12 protein-coding genes are annotated in these 14,986 nt (G+C 40.4%); 6 read left to right on the forward strand and 6 right to left on the reverse strand.

Going from position 1 to position 14,986, the window contains the following annotated elements:
* Nucleotides 1-183: 183 nt before the first annotated feature.
* Nucleotides 184-2,769, reverse strand: coding sequence for a C10 family peptidase (locus RB604_RS20605; protein WP_055294850.1), 2,586 nt, complete (start codon nt 2,767-2,769; stop codon nt 184-186).
* 138 nt (nt 2,770-2,907) lie between these two features.
* Between RB604_RS20605 and RB604_RS20610 the strand changes: the two genes are divergently transcribed.
* On the forward strand, nt 2,908-4,485 hold the full coding sequence (locus RB604_RS20610; protein WP_005933320.1) for a T9SS type A sorting domain-containing protein: 1,578 nt from the start codon (nt 2,908-2,910) through the stop codon (nt 4,483-4,485).
* 14 nt (nt 4,486-4,499) lie between these two features.
* On the opposite strand, the gene RB604_RS20615 is transcribed toward RB604_RS20610, so the two are convergent.
* The gene (locus RB604_RS20615; protein WP_007482385.1) at nt 4,500-5,552 is read right to left on the reverse strand and encodes a metallophosphoesterase; all 1,053 of its coding nucleotides are present in this window, start codon (nt 5,550-5,552) and stop codon (nt 4,500-4,502) included.
* Between the two features lie 191 nt (nt 5,553-5,743).
* Between RB604_RS20615 and RB604_RS20620 the strand changes: the two genes are divergently transcribed.
* A complete protein-coding gene (locus RB604_RS20620) occupies nt 5,744-6,634 on the forward strand; it encodes a 1,4-dihydroxy-2-naphthoate polyprenyltransferase (RefSeq protein WP_007482384.1) in 891 nt (296 codons plus the stop codon).
* Between the two features lie 104 nt (nt 6,635-6,738).
* Here RB604_RS20620 and rfbB read toward each other — a convergent pair whose 3' ends face one another.
* Entirely contained in the window at nt 6,739-7,872 is a 1,134-nt protein-coding gene (gene rfbB, locus RB604_RS20625) for a dTDP-glucose 4,6-dehydratase (protein ID WP_005933323.1), read from the reverse strand.
* 24 nt (nt 7,873-7,896) lie between these two features.
* Nucleotides 7,897-8,760, reverse strand: a complete 864-nt coding sequence (rfbA, locus tag RB604_RS20630; protein WP_007482383.1) for a glucose-1-phosphate thymidylyltransferase RfbA — start codon at nt 8,758-8,760, stop codon at nt 7,897-7,899.
* 227 nt (nt 8,761-8,987) lie between these two features.
* On the opposite strand from rfbA, the gene RB604_RS20635 reads away from it, so the two are divergent.
* Nucleotides 8,988-9,305, forward strand: coding sequence for a DUF5034 domain-containing protein (locus RB604_RS20635; RefSeq protein ID WP_007482381.1), 318 nt, complete (start codon nt 8,988-8,990; stop codon nt 9,303-9,305).
* A complete protein-coding gene (locus tag RB604_RS21485) occupies nt 9,295-9,489 on the forward strand; it encodes a DUF5034 domain-containing protein (RefSeq protein ID WP_373133570.1) in 195 nt (64 codons plus the stop codon). Before RB604_RS20635 ends, RB604_RS21485 begins: the two co-directional genes overlap by 11 nt.
* A 4-nt stretch (nt 9,490-9,493) precedes the next feature.
* Here the strand turns inward: RB604_RS21485 and RB604_RS20640 are convergent, their stop codons facing one another.
* Nucleotides 9,494-9,985 carry a metallophosphoesterase family protein gene (locus RB604_RS20640; RefSeq protein WP_007482379.1) on the reverse strand — a complete coding sequence of 164 codons (492 nt, stop codon included), beginning with the start codon at nt 9,983-9,985 and terminating at the stop codon, nt 9,494-9,496.
* 54 nt (nt 9,986-10,039) lie between these two features.
* Here RB604_RS20640 and RB604_RS20645 point away from each other — a divergent pair, with 54 nt between their 5' ends.
* Nucleotides 10,040-12,118 carry an RNA degradosome polyphosphate kinase gene (locus RB604_RS20645; protein WP_122282095.1) on the forward strand — a complete coding sequence of 693 codons (2,079 nt, stop codon included), beginning with the start codon at nt 10,040-10,042 and terminating at the stop codon, nt 12,116-12,118.
* Between the two features lie 65 nt (nt 12,119-12,183).
* Entirely contained in the window at nt 12,184-14,433 is a 2,250-nt protein-coding gene (locus RB604_RS20650) for an inorganic phosphate transporter (RefSeq protein WP_025819003.1), read from the forward strand.
* A 128-nt stretch (nt 14,434-14,561) separates the two neighbouring features.
* On the opposite strand, the gene RB604_RS20655 is transcribed toward RB604_RS20650, so the two are convergent.
* On the reverse strand, nt 14,562-14,960 hold the full coding sequence (locus RB604_RS20655) for a response regulator (protein ID WP_005933337.1): 399 nt from the start codon (nt 14,958-14,960) through the stop codon (nt 14,562-14,564).
* Nucleotides 14,961-14,986 lie beyond the last annotated feature (26 nt).

Genomic DNA, 14,986 nt, shown 5'->3' on the forward strand with positions numbered 1-14,986 from the left:
ATTCACTAAAATTCTTTGTTCCGTTCAGAACCGGTTTAAATTCTGCTCAGTATTATGAGAAAAATTCAAGTAAGAACTTAATATCACTCTATTTTCCAATAAGTAAAAGGGTATCAGAAGCTGATCTTAACTTCCAATACCCTTCAAATATGATGCAAAAGCCACTTAAAGCGACCTTTTATATCATTTCTTCATCCACTTGCAATGCCGTATTCCTTGTGTCGTCCCGGCTTGAATCATATAAAGTCCGGAAGGTAAGTCACCTATCTGAATTTCAGTTTTATCACCGGTGACAGAAACGGAACGTACTACTCTACCCGATACATCTATCATTTTTACAGTTTCTATTTCACAATCGGCCTCAAGGCACAATATATCCTGATCCTCATAACAAGAAAGAACAGACGTTTCAACTACAGTTTCTTCAATTCCTGTATCCTGAATTATTCTGAATGTCGTCCGATTCAGAAACTCCGGTAATAACGCATCTGCATACTGCCCATCTACAGAAGCCAGTAAAACACCATATTGACCTACTGGATAAGTTAATCTATGAACGATTTGTATTTCCTTTGTTTCATTCTTTTCCAAAGACAATTCTACAACATTGGAGTTGCCTACAACCTGATTCTGGTCAGTAAAAAAGATCAAAGCGAATGAGCCATCGCCATATCCACCACTATTTTTTATCTTAGAAGTAACAACAATATTACTATTAGGATAAATATTGTTAGAACCATCCTGAGCAACCGCCGTTACCGAGCTCCATAATTTATAAACCGGATCGGCTGGTTCATCCAATATCGTAGCATCAGTTACCTTAAATTCATTAGGTCCGATGGCATCCCACCATCTATTACTCCATGCATTATCAACATCGCAAACAACCACGACGTCATAGTCACCAGGACTTACTTCAATAGCATCGGTGCTATACTCAAATGTACGGGTAGCTCCCTTTGGAATACGCGTAGGGAACATACCTACATATTGACGTTCTTTCTCCTCGTCAAGACTCTTCTTTTGCAATAAAATACCCATATAAGAATAGAACTCTTCACCGTCATTTTTCACGGTCACCCGGAAAGTGGCTTTCCTACCCTTATATAATTTCGTACTTATTATTTCCGGCTTTTTCACCATACTCAACAGGGGTTCAAACTCCGGTTTTACGTAGCTCACCTTATTGTCTGTCACTTCCACAATATGATAATTCGGATAGTTGACTGGCGTAAGCATAATAGTATAGTTCGAAACACCATTTTCTTTTTGTGCTACCAACAACCGATAGGTACCATTCTCTATTGAAGATGGAATAGAAAACTCGTCGAAAGTGAACCCTTTTGTTCCACCTCCCAAAGGACTAAGTTTAGTTACGGCAGTACTACTCAGAACTGTCAATAACGTCTCATCTTTATAAAGTCCTAAAATCACCTCACCGGTAAAGCTCTGCAAACCATAGTTAAAAAAGCCGATGGTTGCTTTATTGGTTCCTTCCCGAGCTGTTTCAGTCTCCTGCATATTAAAAGTTCCGTTCAACTGTACACGTGCCAGATGGGTAGAAGATTCATTCGGCGGCTGAATACCGATCAATATGGCCTGATAGTGGTTATAAGCTCCCATTCCGCTACCAATACCCAAATCTTGCGGTTCAAGTGCCGAAATCTGATAATATCCGTTGCTAATGCCTCCCCATCCCCAATTAAAATGAAAGAAACCATTGACATCATAACCATCACACACAAATGCGTGCCCTCCGCTGGGGCCTTCACCAAAATAAAGGATAGGACGTTTCTCATTTAACTCAGCCTTCAGAAAATCCGACCAGTCACTCTCGTTAAAATGAGTACGTTCTATATATTCCAAATTATTATCATATGAAAAATAATTTTTAAGACCGGTAGCAATATCCTTGGCCGTTGCACCACTACCTTCAACACTATAATCCATATTACAAGATACCCCCACATGATAAGACAATATAGCGGCAGCTTTTGCTTGCGCCTCACTATATTTTCCATTATAATCGCTCAACATATTGACCCAATCATAAGTAGTATTGCTAAAGTCGACGCTTAACCGTTTATTCAAAATCTTACAAGTATAAGTTTTGGTTCCTTTACCTTTTAAAGGATAATTATAATATTTCATGATCTGAGCTGCTGCCGTAGCTACACAACCGACAGGAGCAGTCATACTGTAATTTTTATCAAAAGGACATTCGTTATTAAAGGGGGTATCTTGATTCCAAACAATATCACCCAACAAAGGCTCTACAACTGACGTAGTCATAGTGCGTGTAGTTATATCACCAGCATAAGGACTTACCATACCAGCAATTTCCGGAACAGACGAAACTTCCGACAGACGCGCAATCTCTATATCATAACCACTAAGCCATTGCCGTACCTGCAAAGGTTGATTTTCCAAACCAAAAGAACCAGTCAATGAATAAGCCAATATCGAACGGGCACGATCATCAGCAGCTACAATCACAAAACCTCTGTTATTATCGGCATTGAATACATAGTAAGTCGGCAATCCCAAACTTGAAACAGCACGCGTATCCTTACTATCAGCAGGTATAACAGATGTATAAGCCAAAGTCAACACAGACGAGGTTGTACGTGTGTTACTTCCACGATCAGAAGTCACAGAAGCAAAGAAACGATTCGCTAAACCGAACGCTTCCTCAAGTGTAATTTGTTTGGCACACAGATTTTGAAAAAAGAAAGATAGAAATAACAGAAAAGCGTAATACTTTCTCATAAATTCATGATTTATTAATTTTTTTTGCAAATATATGAAAATATGACACGGTAATTGATATTATTAAATGTTTTTTGTTTCCTTTGCGCAAATAACAAATATAACAACATGAAATTTTCATTTTAAAAAACAAAGCGTATGAAAAACTTTACTCTTTTACTTATTAGTGGTCTTTTATATTCGGGGCTCAGTTATGCTCAAACGGACCAAATTTATACCCGTCCCAATGAAAAGACAGCAAAAGCTCCGGAAAAAAAGATAAGCCAATTCATGAAACCGGTAAACAAAACGACAAGAAATAATGATAATAGCATTTGGAGGCCTAAAACAGAAGTTTGCTTCGCATGTGATCCGGAAGACGAAAGTGACGAAATTACATGGTATGAAGATAATATCATTCAATATACTTATGATAAATATGGAAATGTAACTGTCTTCGAACAAGAATCAGTAGAAGCAGAAGAAGGGGAAAAACGAAGCAGAACATTTATAAAATACAATGATAATCAAAAGGTTATCGAGCGTATAGAACAACATGAAACCGATGGGATACTCGTCAATCATCAAAAAACAGAATTCGATTATGACAATATAGTGACGGACTTTGTTACGCGCAGAGCTACCTATAATTGGGATGAAGTAAAGAATGAATGGGTAAAAAACTACGAACATAAAAAACTGATAACAAGAGACAGTAATAATAACATCACCCAGATTTTAGTGAAATTACTCAATTATGATGGAGAATCATACATAGATCGCGAACGTACGGATATAATTTACGATGAAGTCACCGGTAAGGCAAAAACATGGATTAATTCTACCAATGATTATGGTGATGGCATGCAAGAAGGTATAAAATACGACAATATTGTATGGGAAAATACCAACGGACAAATTATAGAAACAAATGAGCAATTTGTAACAGGCAATAATCGGATAAAAGAAGCAAAAGTATTTAAAGGAGGAAAAGAAGTAGGTACATACAAAACCGTTTTCACAGGTAAAGAGGATTTTGAGTGTACCATTAATGTAACTCAAACAAATAGCGATTCAGAAGAAGAATATGTTTCAAATGTACATACTTATAAAATATTAAATGAAAATGGAGACCAACGCGAAGAACTTATTTATAAAGTAGACGCTAATGGGGATGGAGTATTTACAAACGATGAAATAGTAGAACAACAGTATTTGATCTGGAAATACGATGATAAAGGAAACCAGATCATAAGTGCAGGATTCTTCCCTATGGAAGAGGAAGAACCGGTAGCAACTTTTACAGCAAGTCCAGTAACACCTGATCCGGGATGGGAACAAACAGATGGAGAAATGACAGAATATACTTATAACGAATACGGTGAAATTGTCTCCAGAGTTGTTTATATGTGGTTTTACGAACCGGGAGCCAGCCAGTATCTCCCCATGGAGAAATATGTTTCAAGTGAATTCTTGGATGTTTCTACCGGAATGAAAACCACTCAGAGTAAAAACGGAAAACTAACTTACGTTTTCAACAAAGATGGAGAGGTAGAATTCCGTATGGAAGGTATGAATAGTTATGCTATCTGCAACATAAATGGTAACGTTATTGTGAATACAAAAACAAAGAATGATACCGAGACCGTATCTATCGCTGATCTACCAGCCGGATTATACATCTTGAAAATAATTGGAACAAAAGGTACAGAAAACGTAAAATTCATGAAAAGATAGCACAATCGGATTATTTATTGTTTCAACCGGTATAAAGTAATTATCACTATTTCAGACGGAGCGCCGATACGGATATTTTTATTAGAAGTCCCGATGCCATTGGTTACAATCATCGGGATTTTTGCTGTATTATACTTCAATCCCGTGAGGAAACGACTTCCATAATGTGAAGGTATAATAGGAGCATAACCAAAAATACGTACCTGCCCGCCATGAGTATGTCCGGCTAAGGCAAGATCTGTATTTGCCACAGAGACATCCTCTATGTAATCGGGAGTATGAACAAGCAGAATCACAAAATCTTCAGGAGCAAGCCCAAGCGTCGGACACTTACCGTTCTGTTTCAAGTCGAAAGGATTGCGCACACCGGCAATCAGTATCTGCTGTCCATTTTTCCGCAAAGTATCTACTTTATGTTCAAGCACATGCATACCATAACGTTTCATTTCACGGATAATATCTTCATGACAGCGCTCATAATCATTATTGCCCATTACTCCATACGTTCCCATCGGAGTTTTCACTTTAGCCAAAGCTGCAAATAATTCGGGCACATATTCACAACCTTCCTGATAGTCACCTCCCATGAGCAATACATCGGCTTGCTGAGCTATGAGAAGCCGAACAAGGCCATCCAAATCTTTCTCTTTAAAAAGGCTTTTATAGTGAAGATCGGAAATAAAAGCAATACGGAAGCCATCAAAAGCCTCAGGTACATCTCGATGGGTAAAATCATATTTCACTACACGGTCGATACCTTTATAGACAGAAGATACGCTGATATTCGAATGAGTAATCAAAGTGCCCGGAGCTACTCCGGCAGGAACGGGAGAATTATGTGAAGCAGACTTGACCTGTTGCTTTTTTTTCTGTTTTTGTGTGCGCTGCAGTTCCTTGAGTTGCGAATGGTCGGGAGCAAACAAACCGGAAATAAAACCGCCCGTGTCCGGACGAAGCGAATCGACAGCCAACACGGGATAAGCCGGAGAGACAACCAAAGTTTTCTTCGACTTACAGGAAGAAAACAGGAAAGAGAGTAGAATCAGGAAATATGCTAACTTCTTCATATAATTAATAATAAATCAATGTGTCAATATGACAATGTGCCAATGCATTAATGTGTTAATATGACAATGTATCAATTACCTCCCGGTGGAATAACACACACCGATTCGCACATGCATATCGGTGCATCCGCATATTGTTTTATTCAATTTGAGAGGTGCAAAGATACTCCAAAATTCCGTACCTTTGCAACATGAAAGAAATAAAGCGAAATTCTTGGCGTGCATGGTTACTTGCCGCACGCCCTAAAACTCTGGCAGGAGCAGCTACCCCGGTACTGATAGGTGCAGCCCTTGCCTATGCCGACGGACAATTTCAATGGTTGCCTGCACTGGTTTGTTTCCTTTTTGCCGGACTGATGCAAATCGCAGCCAATTTCATCAATGACCTATTCGATTGTCTAAAAGGAACAGACCGCGAAGACCGTTTAGGACCGGAACGTGCTTGTGCACAAGGATGGATTTCACCCGGTGCCATGAAATTAGGAATTATATTCACCATTATCCCGGCATGCCTTATCGGGAGCATTTTATTGTTCTACGCCGGTTGGCAGCTAATTCTCGTCGGATTATTGTGTGTCATCTTCGCATTCTTCTACACCACAGGGCCCTACCCTCTCTCGTACAATGGGTGGGGGGATGCACTGGTGATTAGCTTTTTTGGATTTGTACCTGTAGGTGGTACTTACTATGTACAAACGCTGAATTGGACACCGGATGTCACAGTAGCTTCACTGGTTTGCGGACTAATAGTAGACACATTATTAATTATCAATAACTATCGCGACCGGGAAGCAGATGCCCAAAGCGGAAAACGTACAATCATAGTACGCTTCGGAGAACCTTTCGGCCGATATTTATATTTGGCATTAGGGATAATCGCTGCACTATTGAGCTTATATCTCACCGGAAACAGCATTCCAGGTATAATAACAGCAATTGCTTATTTCCTTCTACACCTTTCCACCTGGAACAAAATGGTAAAAATACACAGTGGCAAAAAATTAAACAGCATATTAGGAGAAACCTCTCGTAATATGCTGTTCATGGGAATATTTCTTTCACTCTCGCTCATCCTGAAATAAAGAAAAGAAAGAAGGGAAGGAAAAAGGAAGAATGGAGAGAGACTGCGCTATTACGCTGCATAGCACTTCTCCCCTCTCCATTCTCCTTTCTTCTTTTTTCCCCTTTATTTGTACATTCTTTCATAATACTTCTGATAATCGCCACTGGTAACTTCTTCTACCCAGCTCTGATTATTCAGATACCACTCAATTGTTTTCACAATCCCTACTTCAAATTTTGTCTCAGGATACCAACCAAGTGCATCGGTTATCTTCGTAGGATCAATAGCATAACGCTGGTCATGTCCTAAACGGTCTTTTACAAAAGAAATCAGACTTTCATTAATCCAGTCGATAGCAATTTCGCCATCCGCACCTTTTTCCTGCTTTTTCAACACCTTACGATATCCCGGATTCTCCTCCAACAACCTATGAATAGTCGCAATAGTCAATTTTACAATTTCGAGGTTCGTTTTCTCATTGTGTCCACCCACATTATACACTTCACCTTCTACTCCTTGGCGTACTACCAGATCAATCGCTTTACAATGATCTTCCACATACAACCAATCACGTACATTGCTACCATCTCCGTAAACAGGAAGTTTCTTACCTTCAAGAATATTCTTTATAATTAATGGAATCAATTTTTCCGGGAAATGGTATGGACCGTAATTATTAGAACAACGAGTGATAGTAACCGGCATTTTATAAGTATCATGATAGGCCATTACTACCATATCCGCACTTGTTTTCGAAGCGCTGTACGGACTATGCGGACAAAGCGGGGTCGTTTCGTGGAAATACCCTTCAGCACCCAACGAGCCATACACCTCATCGGTAGATACCTGATGATAACGTACTCCTTTACGCCAGGTCGGATAACCATGTTCGTCTTTTCCCATCACCCAAGCACGCCGTGCCGCATCCAACAAATTTTGCGTACCTAATATATTAGTAATAAGAAATAACTGAGGATTTTCTATACTACGGTCAACATGGCTCTCGGCAGCAAAATTCACTACATAGTCGAACTTATACTCCGCAAAAAGGCGATCAGCCAGATCGCGGTCACAAATATCTCCTTTCACAAAGAAGCAACGCTCGTTGTCAATGTCACCGGCGATCGTTCCCAAATTTCCGGCATAAGTCAGTGAATCAAGCACTACCACACGAATATCATCATGTTTTGCTAAAATGTACTTCAAATAATTAGCACCGATAAATCCGGCAGCACCGGTTACAAGATAAGTTTTCATAATTATTTCTGTTATGTCGATTTATTATTTCGCTAAATCCAAAAGATACTTGCCATATTCCGTTTTACCGAGTTGTTCACCCAAAATTCGTAACTGGGCAGTCGTTATCCAGCCATTACGCCAAGCTATCTCTTCGATGCAACTGACATAAAAGCCCTGTCTGTTCTGAATGGTAGCCACAAAATTGGAAGCTTCAAGCAAACTATCACAATTACCGGTATCCAACCAGGCAAACCCACGGCCAAAAAGTTCGACTTGCAATGTGCCTTCGTCAAGATACAATTTATTCAAATCTGTAATTTCATACTCACCACGGGCAGATGGTTTTAGTGAAGCCGCCTTCTTAGTTACATCAGCATCATAAAAATAAAGCCCCGGAACAGCATAATTACTCTTAGGCATGGCAGGTTTTTCCTCAAGAGAAATGACTTTCCCCTTAGTATCAAACTCAACTACACCATACGCCCGTGGATCTTTCACATAATATCCAAAGATACAAGCACCCTTCTGCAATGTAGCTGCCCGGCGAAGCATAGCCGAAAATCCTTGCCCGTAAAACATATTATCACCCAGAATCAAACATCCCGGTTCACCATTCAGAAAATCAGCCCCCAATACAAAAGCCTGCGCCAATCCATTCGGCCGTTCCTGGATCTTATATTGGAAAATCATCCCCAATTCTTCTCCTGTACCCAAAAGATCACGAAACATCGGCAAATCACGGGGAGTAGAAATGATAAGCACTTCACGTATGCCGGCCAGCATTAGCGTGGAAAGCGGATAGTAAATCATCGGCTTGTCATATACCGGCATGATCTGCTTTGATATGGCTTTCGATAGCGGATAGAGACGTGTAGCACTTCCGCCAGCAAGAATAATCCCTTTCATAATGAGACAGTTACAATTTACGAATCATAAACTATAAAATACGAATATCGATATCATCAAATAGCATGAAATTCGTAGCTTATACCTTAATTAGACTACGCAAAGAACGGAAAGAATTTTGAAATGACAAAATAAAAAGACAACTGTATATGCAATATTCTGTTTTTTAGTACATTTATAAATACGAAAGCTCTATATTTGTGACTATATCGAAAATCTACAAGCATATGAAAAAACACCCTCTACTACTTTTTTTTCTCTTAATCTTTCTGATTACAACATCCACGACCTGCGAGAATTACGACTACGAGGAGACTTACGTTCCATGTACCTTAACAGGAGTAGAAGTATATTCCTGGGATAACGCAGGAGCAGAGCCACAAGTTCCGATAGAACAAAAAATCAAGAAAGAGACTTATCTACTGAAGATCCGGTTGCTTTCGAATGCCGGAACCCAACCAAAACAGGACATTACTAACAACACTTACAAGCTGAAAGACGGCATCGTCAAAATCAATATATACAAAAGAACCTCTGAACAATGACTTTCCCAAAGGAACAGACGTAACCTCCTGTTTTGCGGATTATCCCTTCCGATTGACCGGACATCAAATAAAAGATTGTACCCTTCAAGGAGACACCATTCAATACATGAGTCCTATCAAACAAATATTCAAAGCTTTGATGATAGCACCACAAACCGGTAATCACCGTTTCCAGTCAGCGTAGATACCTATCCTGCCAATTCCACCACCTCCAAATCTTTAAACATACCATTATCAATCACAAAACGTACCAACGTACGCACCTTATGGAAACCGGACCTGCCTGCTGCTCCGGGATTAATATGCAGCATATCCAATGTTTTATCATACTTCACTTTCAAAATGTGCGAATGTCCACTGATAAACAACTTAGGCGGACGGGCCATCAGACTACCGATTATTGAAGGATCATATTTTCCGGGATAGCCCCCGATATGCTTTATCAACACTTCTGTACCCTCCACTGTGAAACGGTTTACCTGTGGAAACATACGGCGGATCTCCTGTCCGTCAATATTACCATAGACTGCACGAAAAGGACGGAAAGCAGCCAGTTTCTCCGCTACTTCTACCGAGCCGATATCTCCTGCATGCCATATTTCGTCACAAGACTCAAAATATTCCAAATATTTCTCATCCCACCAACCATGTGTATCCGATAATAATCCAACTTTCATCATAGTTTCTTTGTTTATATGCACAAAGGTACTTATATTTGGGAAAATCTTAACGCAATGGAAAGCAAATATCATTATTTTAAGCGAGACATAAGCTGGCTGTCATTCAATTATCGTGTATTGTTGGAAGCAAATGATGACCGGCTCCCATTATATGAACGTATAAATTTCATCTCTATCTACTCTTCCAACCTGGAAGAATTCTATAAAATACGGGTCGCCGATCACAAAGCCGTGGCTTCCGGAGTAACTCTAAGTGATGAAGAATCTGTGCAGTCGGCCAACGAACTGGTAGAAAATATTAACCGGGAAGTGAACCGACAACTGGAAGATCGTATCCGAATTTACGAACATAAAATAATACCTGCCTTACGCAAAAATCATATCATATTTTATCAGAGCCGGAATGTAGAGCCGTTTCATCGGGATTTTATCAAAAACTTCTTTCGTGAGGAAATCTTTCCATTTTTACAGCCTGTACCGGTATATAAGGATCGGGTAGTATCATTTCTGCGTGATAACAGACTTTATCTGGCTGTACGTCTCTTTATGCGCAATACGGAAAAATCGAATCCGGATCATGTGCAATATTTCGTAATGAAATTACCTTACAGTAAGGTACCACGTTTTATCGAACTTCCCAAATATGAAGATAACTATTACCTGATGTTTATTGAAGATATCATCAAAGCTAATATTAGTCTTATCTTTCCCGGATATGATGTGGATTGCAGTTACTGTATCAAGATATCCAGAGATGCCGATATACTGATAGACGATTCTGCCAGCAGCGCCGATCTTGTAGAGCAGTTAAAGAAAAAAGTAAAAAAACGTAAGATAGGAGCTGTCTGCCGTTTCGTATATGACCGCGCCATGCCATCTGATTTTCTGGATTTTCTGGTAGATGCCTTCCAGATAAACCGGGAAGAACTCGTTCCGGGCGACAAACACCTGAACCTTGAAGACCTCCGGCACCTGCCCAACCCCAACAAAGGATTGAAGCCGTTGGAAAAGCCCAAACCCATGAAATTGAATTGCCTGGACGAAAAGGAATCCATATTCAATTATGTACAGAAAAAGGATCTGCTGTTATACTATCCTTATCATTCGTTCGAACATTTCATACATTTTTTATATGAAGCCGTACATGATCCGCAAACACGGGAAATCATGGTAACCCAATATAGAGTGGCGGAAAACTCCGCCGTTATCAATACGCTGATAGCCGCCGCACAAAACGGAAAAAAGGTAACCGTATTCGTAGAACTCAAAGCCCGCTTCGATGAAGAGAATAATCTTGCCACAGCAGAGATGATGAAATCTGCCGGAATTAAAATTATCTACAGCCTACCGGGATTAAAAGTACATGCCAAAGTAGCACTCGTCCGTAGAAAAAGTATAAATGAAAATAACAAAATTTGTGACTATGCCTATATCGGTACCGGTAATTTCAACGAAAAGACGGCTACCCTTTATGCAGACTGTGGCCTGTTTACCTGTAACCCCAAAATAACCAAAGACCTGCATACCCTTTTTCAAACATTGCAAGGAAAAGAGAACTCAAAATTCAGTACTCTGCTCGTTGCCCGTTTCAACCTGATACCCGAACTAAATCGTCTTATCGACCATGAAATAGAACTGGCAGAAAAAGGAAAAGGAGGAAGGATCATACTAAAAATGAATGGTTTGCAAGATCCTTCCATGATAGACCGCTTGTATGAAGCTTCTCAACGGGGAGTGCAAATAGATCTGATTGTCAGAGGTATCTGTTGCCTGATTCCGGGACAGACATACAGTCGTAATATCCGTGTCACCCGTATTGTAGATACATTCTTAGAACACGCCCGTGTATGGTATTTCGGTAATGGCGGTAACCCGAAGGTGTATTCCGGTTCACCGGACTGGATGCGCCGCAACCTCTACCGGAGGATCGAAGCTGTCGTGCCCATATTAGACCCGGACCTACGCGAAGAAATGATCGATATGCTCAACATACAACTTTCCGACAACCGAAAAGCCTGTTTTGTAGATGACCGGCTTCAGAACGTATTCAAAGGGAAAACAAGAGGGGAAGGAATCCGTGCACAATATACTTTCTATAACTACTTAAAGAAGAAAAATGAAATATCTTTGTAACATGTATGACATTTCACTGCAATACGAAAAACCGTCCTTTGCAGCCAGAAACAGAATACATTTTTATGGAGACAATTTACCTTTGTATCGTTATCTTCTTATTTGTGCTCGCAATATTCGACCTCATGGTCGGAGTAAGTAACGATGCCGTTAACTTTTTAAATTCCGCTATCGGAGCGAAAGCGGCTTCTTTCAAGACAGTACTATTTATCGCCGGTATCGGTGTGTTCATCGGCGCTTCGCTATCCAATGGCATGATGGACATCGCACGGCACGGTATTTACCAACCGGAGCATTTCTACTTTGCCGAAATCATGTGTATATTGCTTGCCGTAATGCTGACGGACGTTGTACTGCTCGATGTTTTTAACTCAATGGGTATGCCTACCTCTACCACCGTTTCAATGGTGTTCGAATTATTGGGAGGAACATTTGCCTTAGCACTTATCAAGGTACACCACAGTGACACATTGGGATTAGGTGACCTTATCAACACAGACAAAGCGCTTTCTGTTATCATGGCCATCTTTGTCTCCGTTGCCATAGCCTTCTTCTTCGGTATGCTGGTGCAATGGATTGCACGTATTGTATTTACCTTTAATTATAAGAAAAAGATGAAGTATAGCATCGGACTGTTCGGCGGCATCGCTGCTACGGCCATTATTTACTTCATGCTCATTAAAGGACTGAAAGACAGTTCATTCATGACATCCGAAAACAAGCAATGGATACAAGACAATACGATGATGCTGATAGGATGCTTTTTCGTGTTCTTCACTTTATTAATGCAAATACTCCACTGGCTGAAAGTAAATGTGTTCAAAGTAATCGTACTATTAGGAACCTTTGCTTTAGCACTGGCTTTTGCCGGAAATGACCTTGTCAATTTCATTGGTGTTCCCCTCGCCGGATATTCCTCTTTCATCGATTACACAACTAATGGCACTACAGCCGGTCCGGACGGTTTCCTCATGACTTCATTGCTTGGCCCGGCCAAAACTCCCTGGTATTTTCTGATAGGAGCCGGCATTATCATGGTGTACGCACTTTGTACTTCGAAAAAGGCCCACAATGTAATTAAAACCTCAGTCGACCTTTCCCGTCAGGACGAAGGTGAAGAGAGTTTCGGAAGTACGCCAATCGCACGCACGCTGGTACGTATTAGTATGAATATAGCAAATGGTGTAACCGGAATTGTTCCGGAAAACGCAAAGAAATGGATCAATACCCGCTTCCGCAAAGATGAAGCAATCATAGCCGATGGCGCTGCTTTCGACCTTGTACGGGCATCGGTCAATTTGGTTTTAGCCGGATTGCTTATCGCATTGGGAACTTCATTAAAACTGCCACTCTCTACCACATACGTTACCTTTATGGTGGCAATGGGTACCTCCCTATCCGATCGTGCTTGGGGACGTGATTCCGCTGTTTATCGCATCACTGGTGTATTAAGTGTCATTGGCGGTTGGTTTCTTACCGCCGGAGCAGCTTTCACTATATGTTTCTTTGTCGCAATGATTATTCATTTCGGTGGTACAATAGCGATTGTCGTTCTCATCGGATTGGCGGCATTCTCACTTATCCGTAGTCAAATCATTTACAAGAAGAAAAAAGAGAAAGAAAAAGGTAGTGAGACGTTGAAGCAATTAATGAAGAGTGCAAACAGCGATGAAGCATTGCAGTTAATGCGGCAACATACCCGCGAAGAGTTAAGCAAAGTTTTGGAATACGCTGAAAATAATTTCGAACTGACCGTAACCTCTTTCCTACACGAAAATCTACGTGGATTACGCCGCGCTATGGGTTCTACCAAATTCGAAAAGCAACTGATCAAGCAGATGAAACGGACGGGAACCGTAGCAATGTGTAAACTGGATAACAATACCGTACTCGAAAAAGGACTCTACTACTATCAGGGAAATGACTTCGCCAGTGAACTGGTATATAGCATAGCCCGTCTGTGCGAACCCTGTTTGGAACATATCGACAATAATTTCAATCCGTTGGATGCCATCCAAAAAGGAGAATTCGGAGATGTAGCCGAAGATATAACTTATTTAATACAACAATGCCGGAAAAAACTGGAAAACAACGATTATACTCACTTTGAAGAGGATATACGCCGTGCAAACGACCTCAATGCCCAACTTTCACATTTGAAACGCGAAGAACTGCAACGTATTCAGAGCCAGACAGGCAGTGTAAGAGTGAGCATGGTATATCTCACAATGGTGCAGGAAGCACAAAACGTTGTAACCTATACTATCAATCTGATGAAAGTAAGTCGTAAGTTTCAGTTGGAAACAGATGTATAACAGTAATCAATCTGTATAAATAAAAACTTACGAGCTGCCAAAGTATCTTAAAGTAATACTTTGGCAGCTCGTAAGTTTATAATAGTTTGTGACCTGTCTTAGCCCATTGTCATTTTCCTATCACAACTTTACCACTTCAATTGTGGAAAATAATTAGTAAGGCAATTCCTCAAAATGCTCAGAGTGATCGGTTTAACCAACACCTCTGTCGCCCCGCACTTCATTGCATTCTCCTTATCTGTGCTAAAAGCATAAGCAGTCTGCATGATAATAGGTATATTCTGATTCTCTTTACGGATAATCACTGTTGCATCCAATCCCGTCATAACCGGCATTTTAATATCCATAAGGATGGCTGCCGCCCTATCACGGTTCTCACGAAAAAGATTCACTATCTCTTCTCCGTTCTTGGCCCATAAGATATCACATTTCTTTCCTATGATAGCCTTAATCAATTTGAAATTACTGTCATCATCTTCCGCAACAAGAATGAGCGGACGAAATTCAGTTGTTGATTCGTTTTCCATTATAATGATTGTTATATTCGCGCGTT

It is taken from the genome of Bacteroides salyersiae, assembly GCF_031172035.1.
GTDB lineage: Bacteria > Bacteroidota > Bacteroidia > Bacteroidales > Bacteroidaceae > Bacteroides > Bacteroides salyersiae.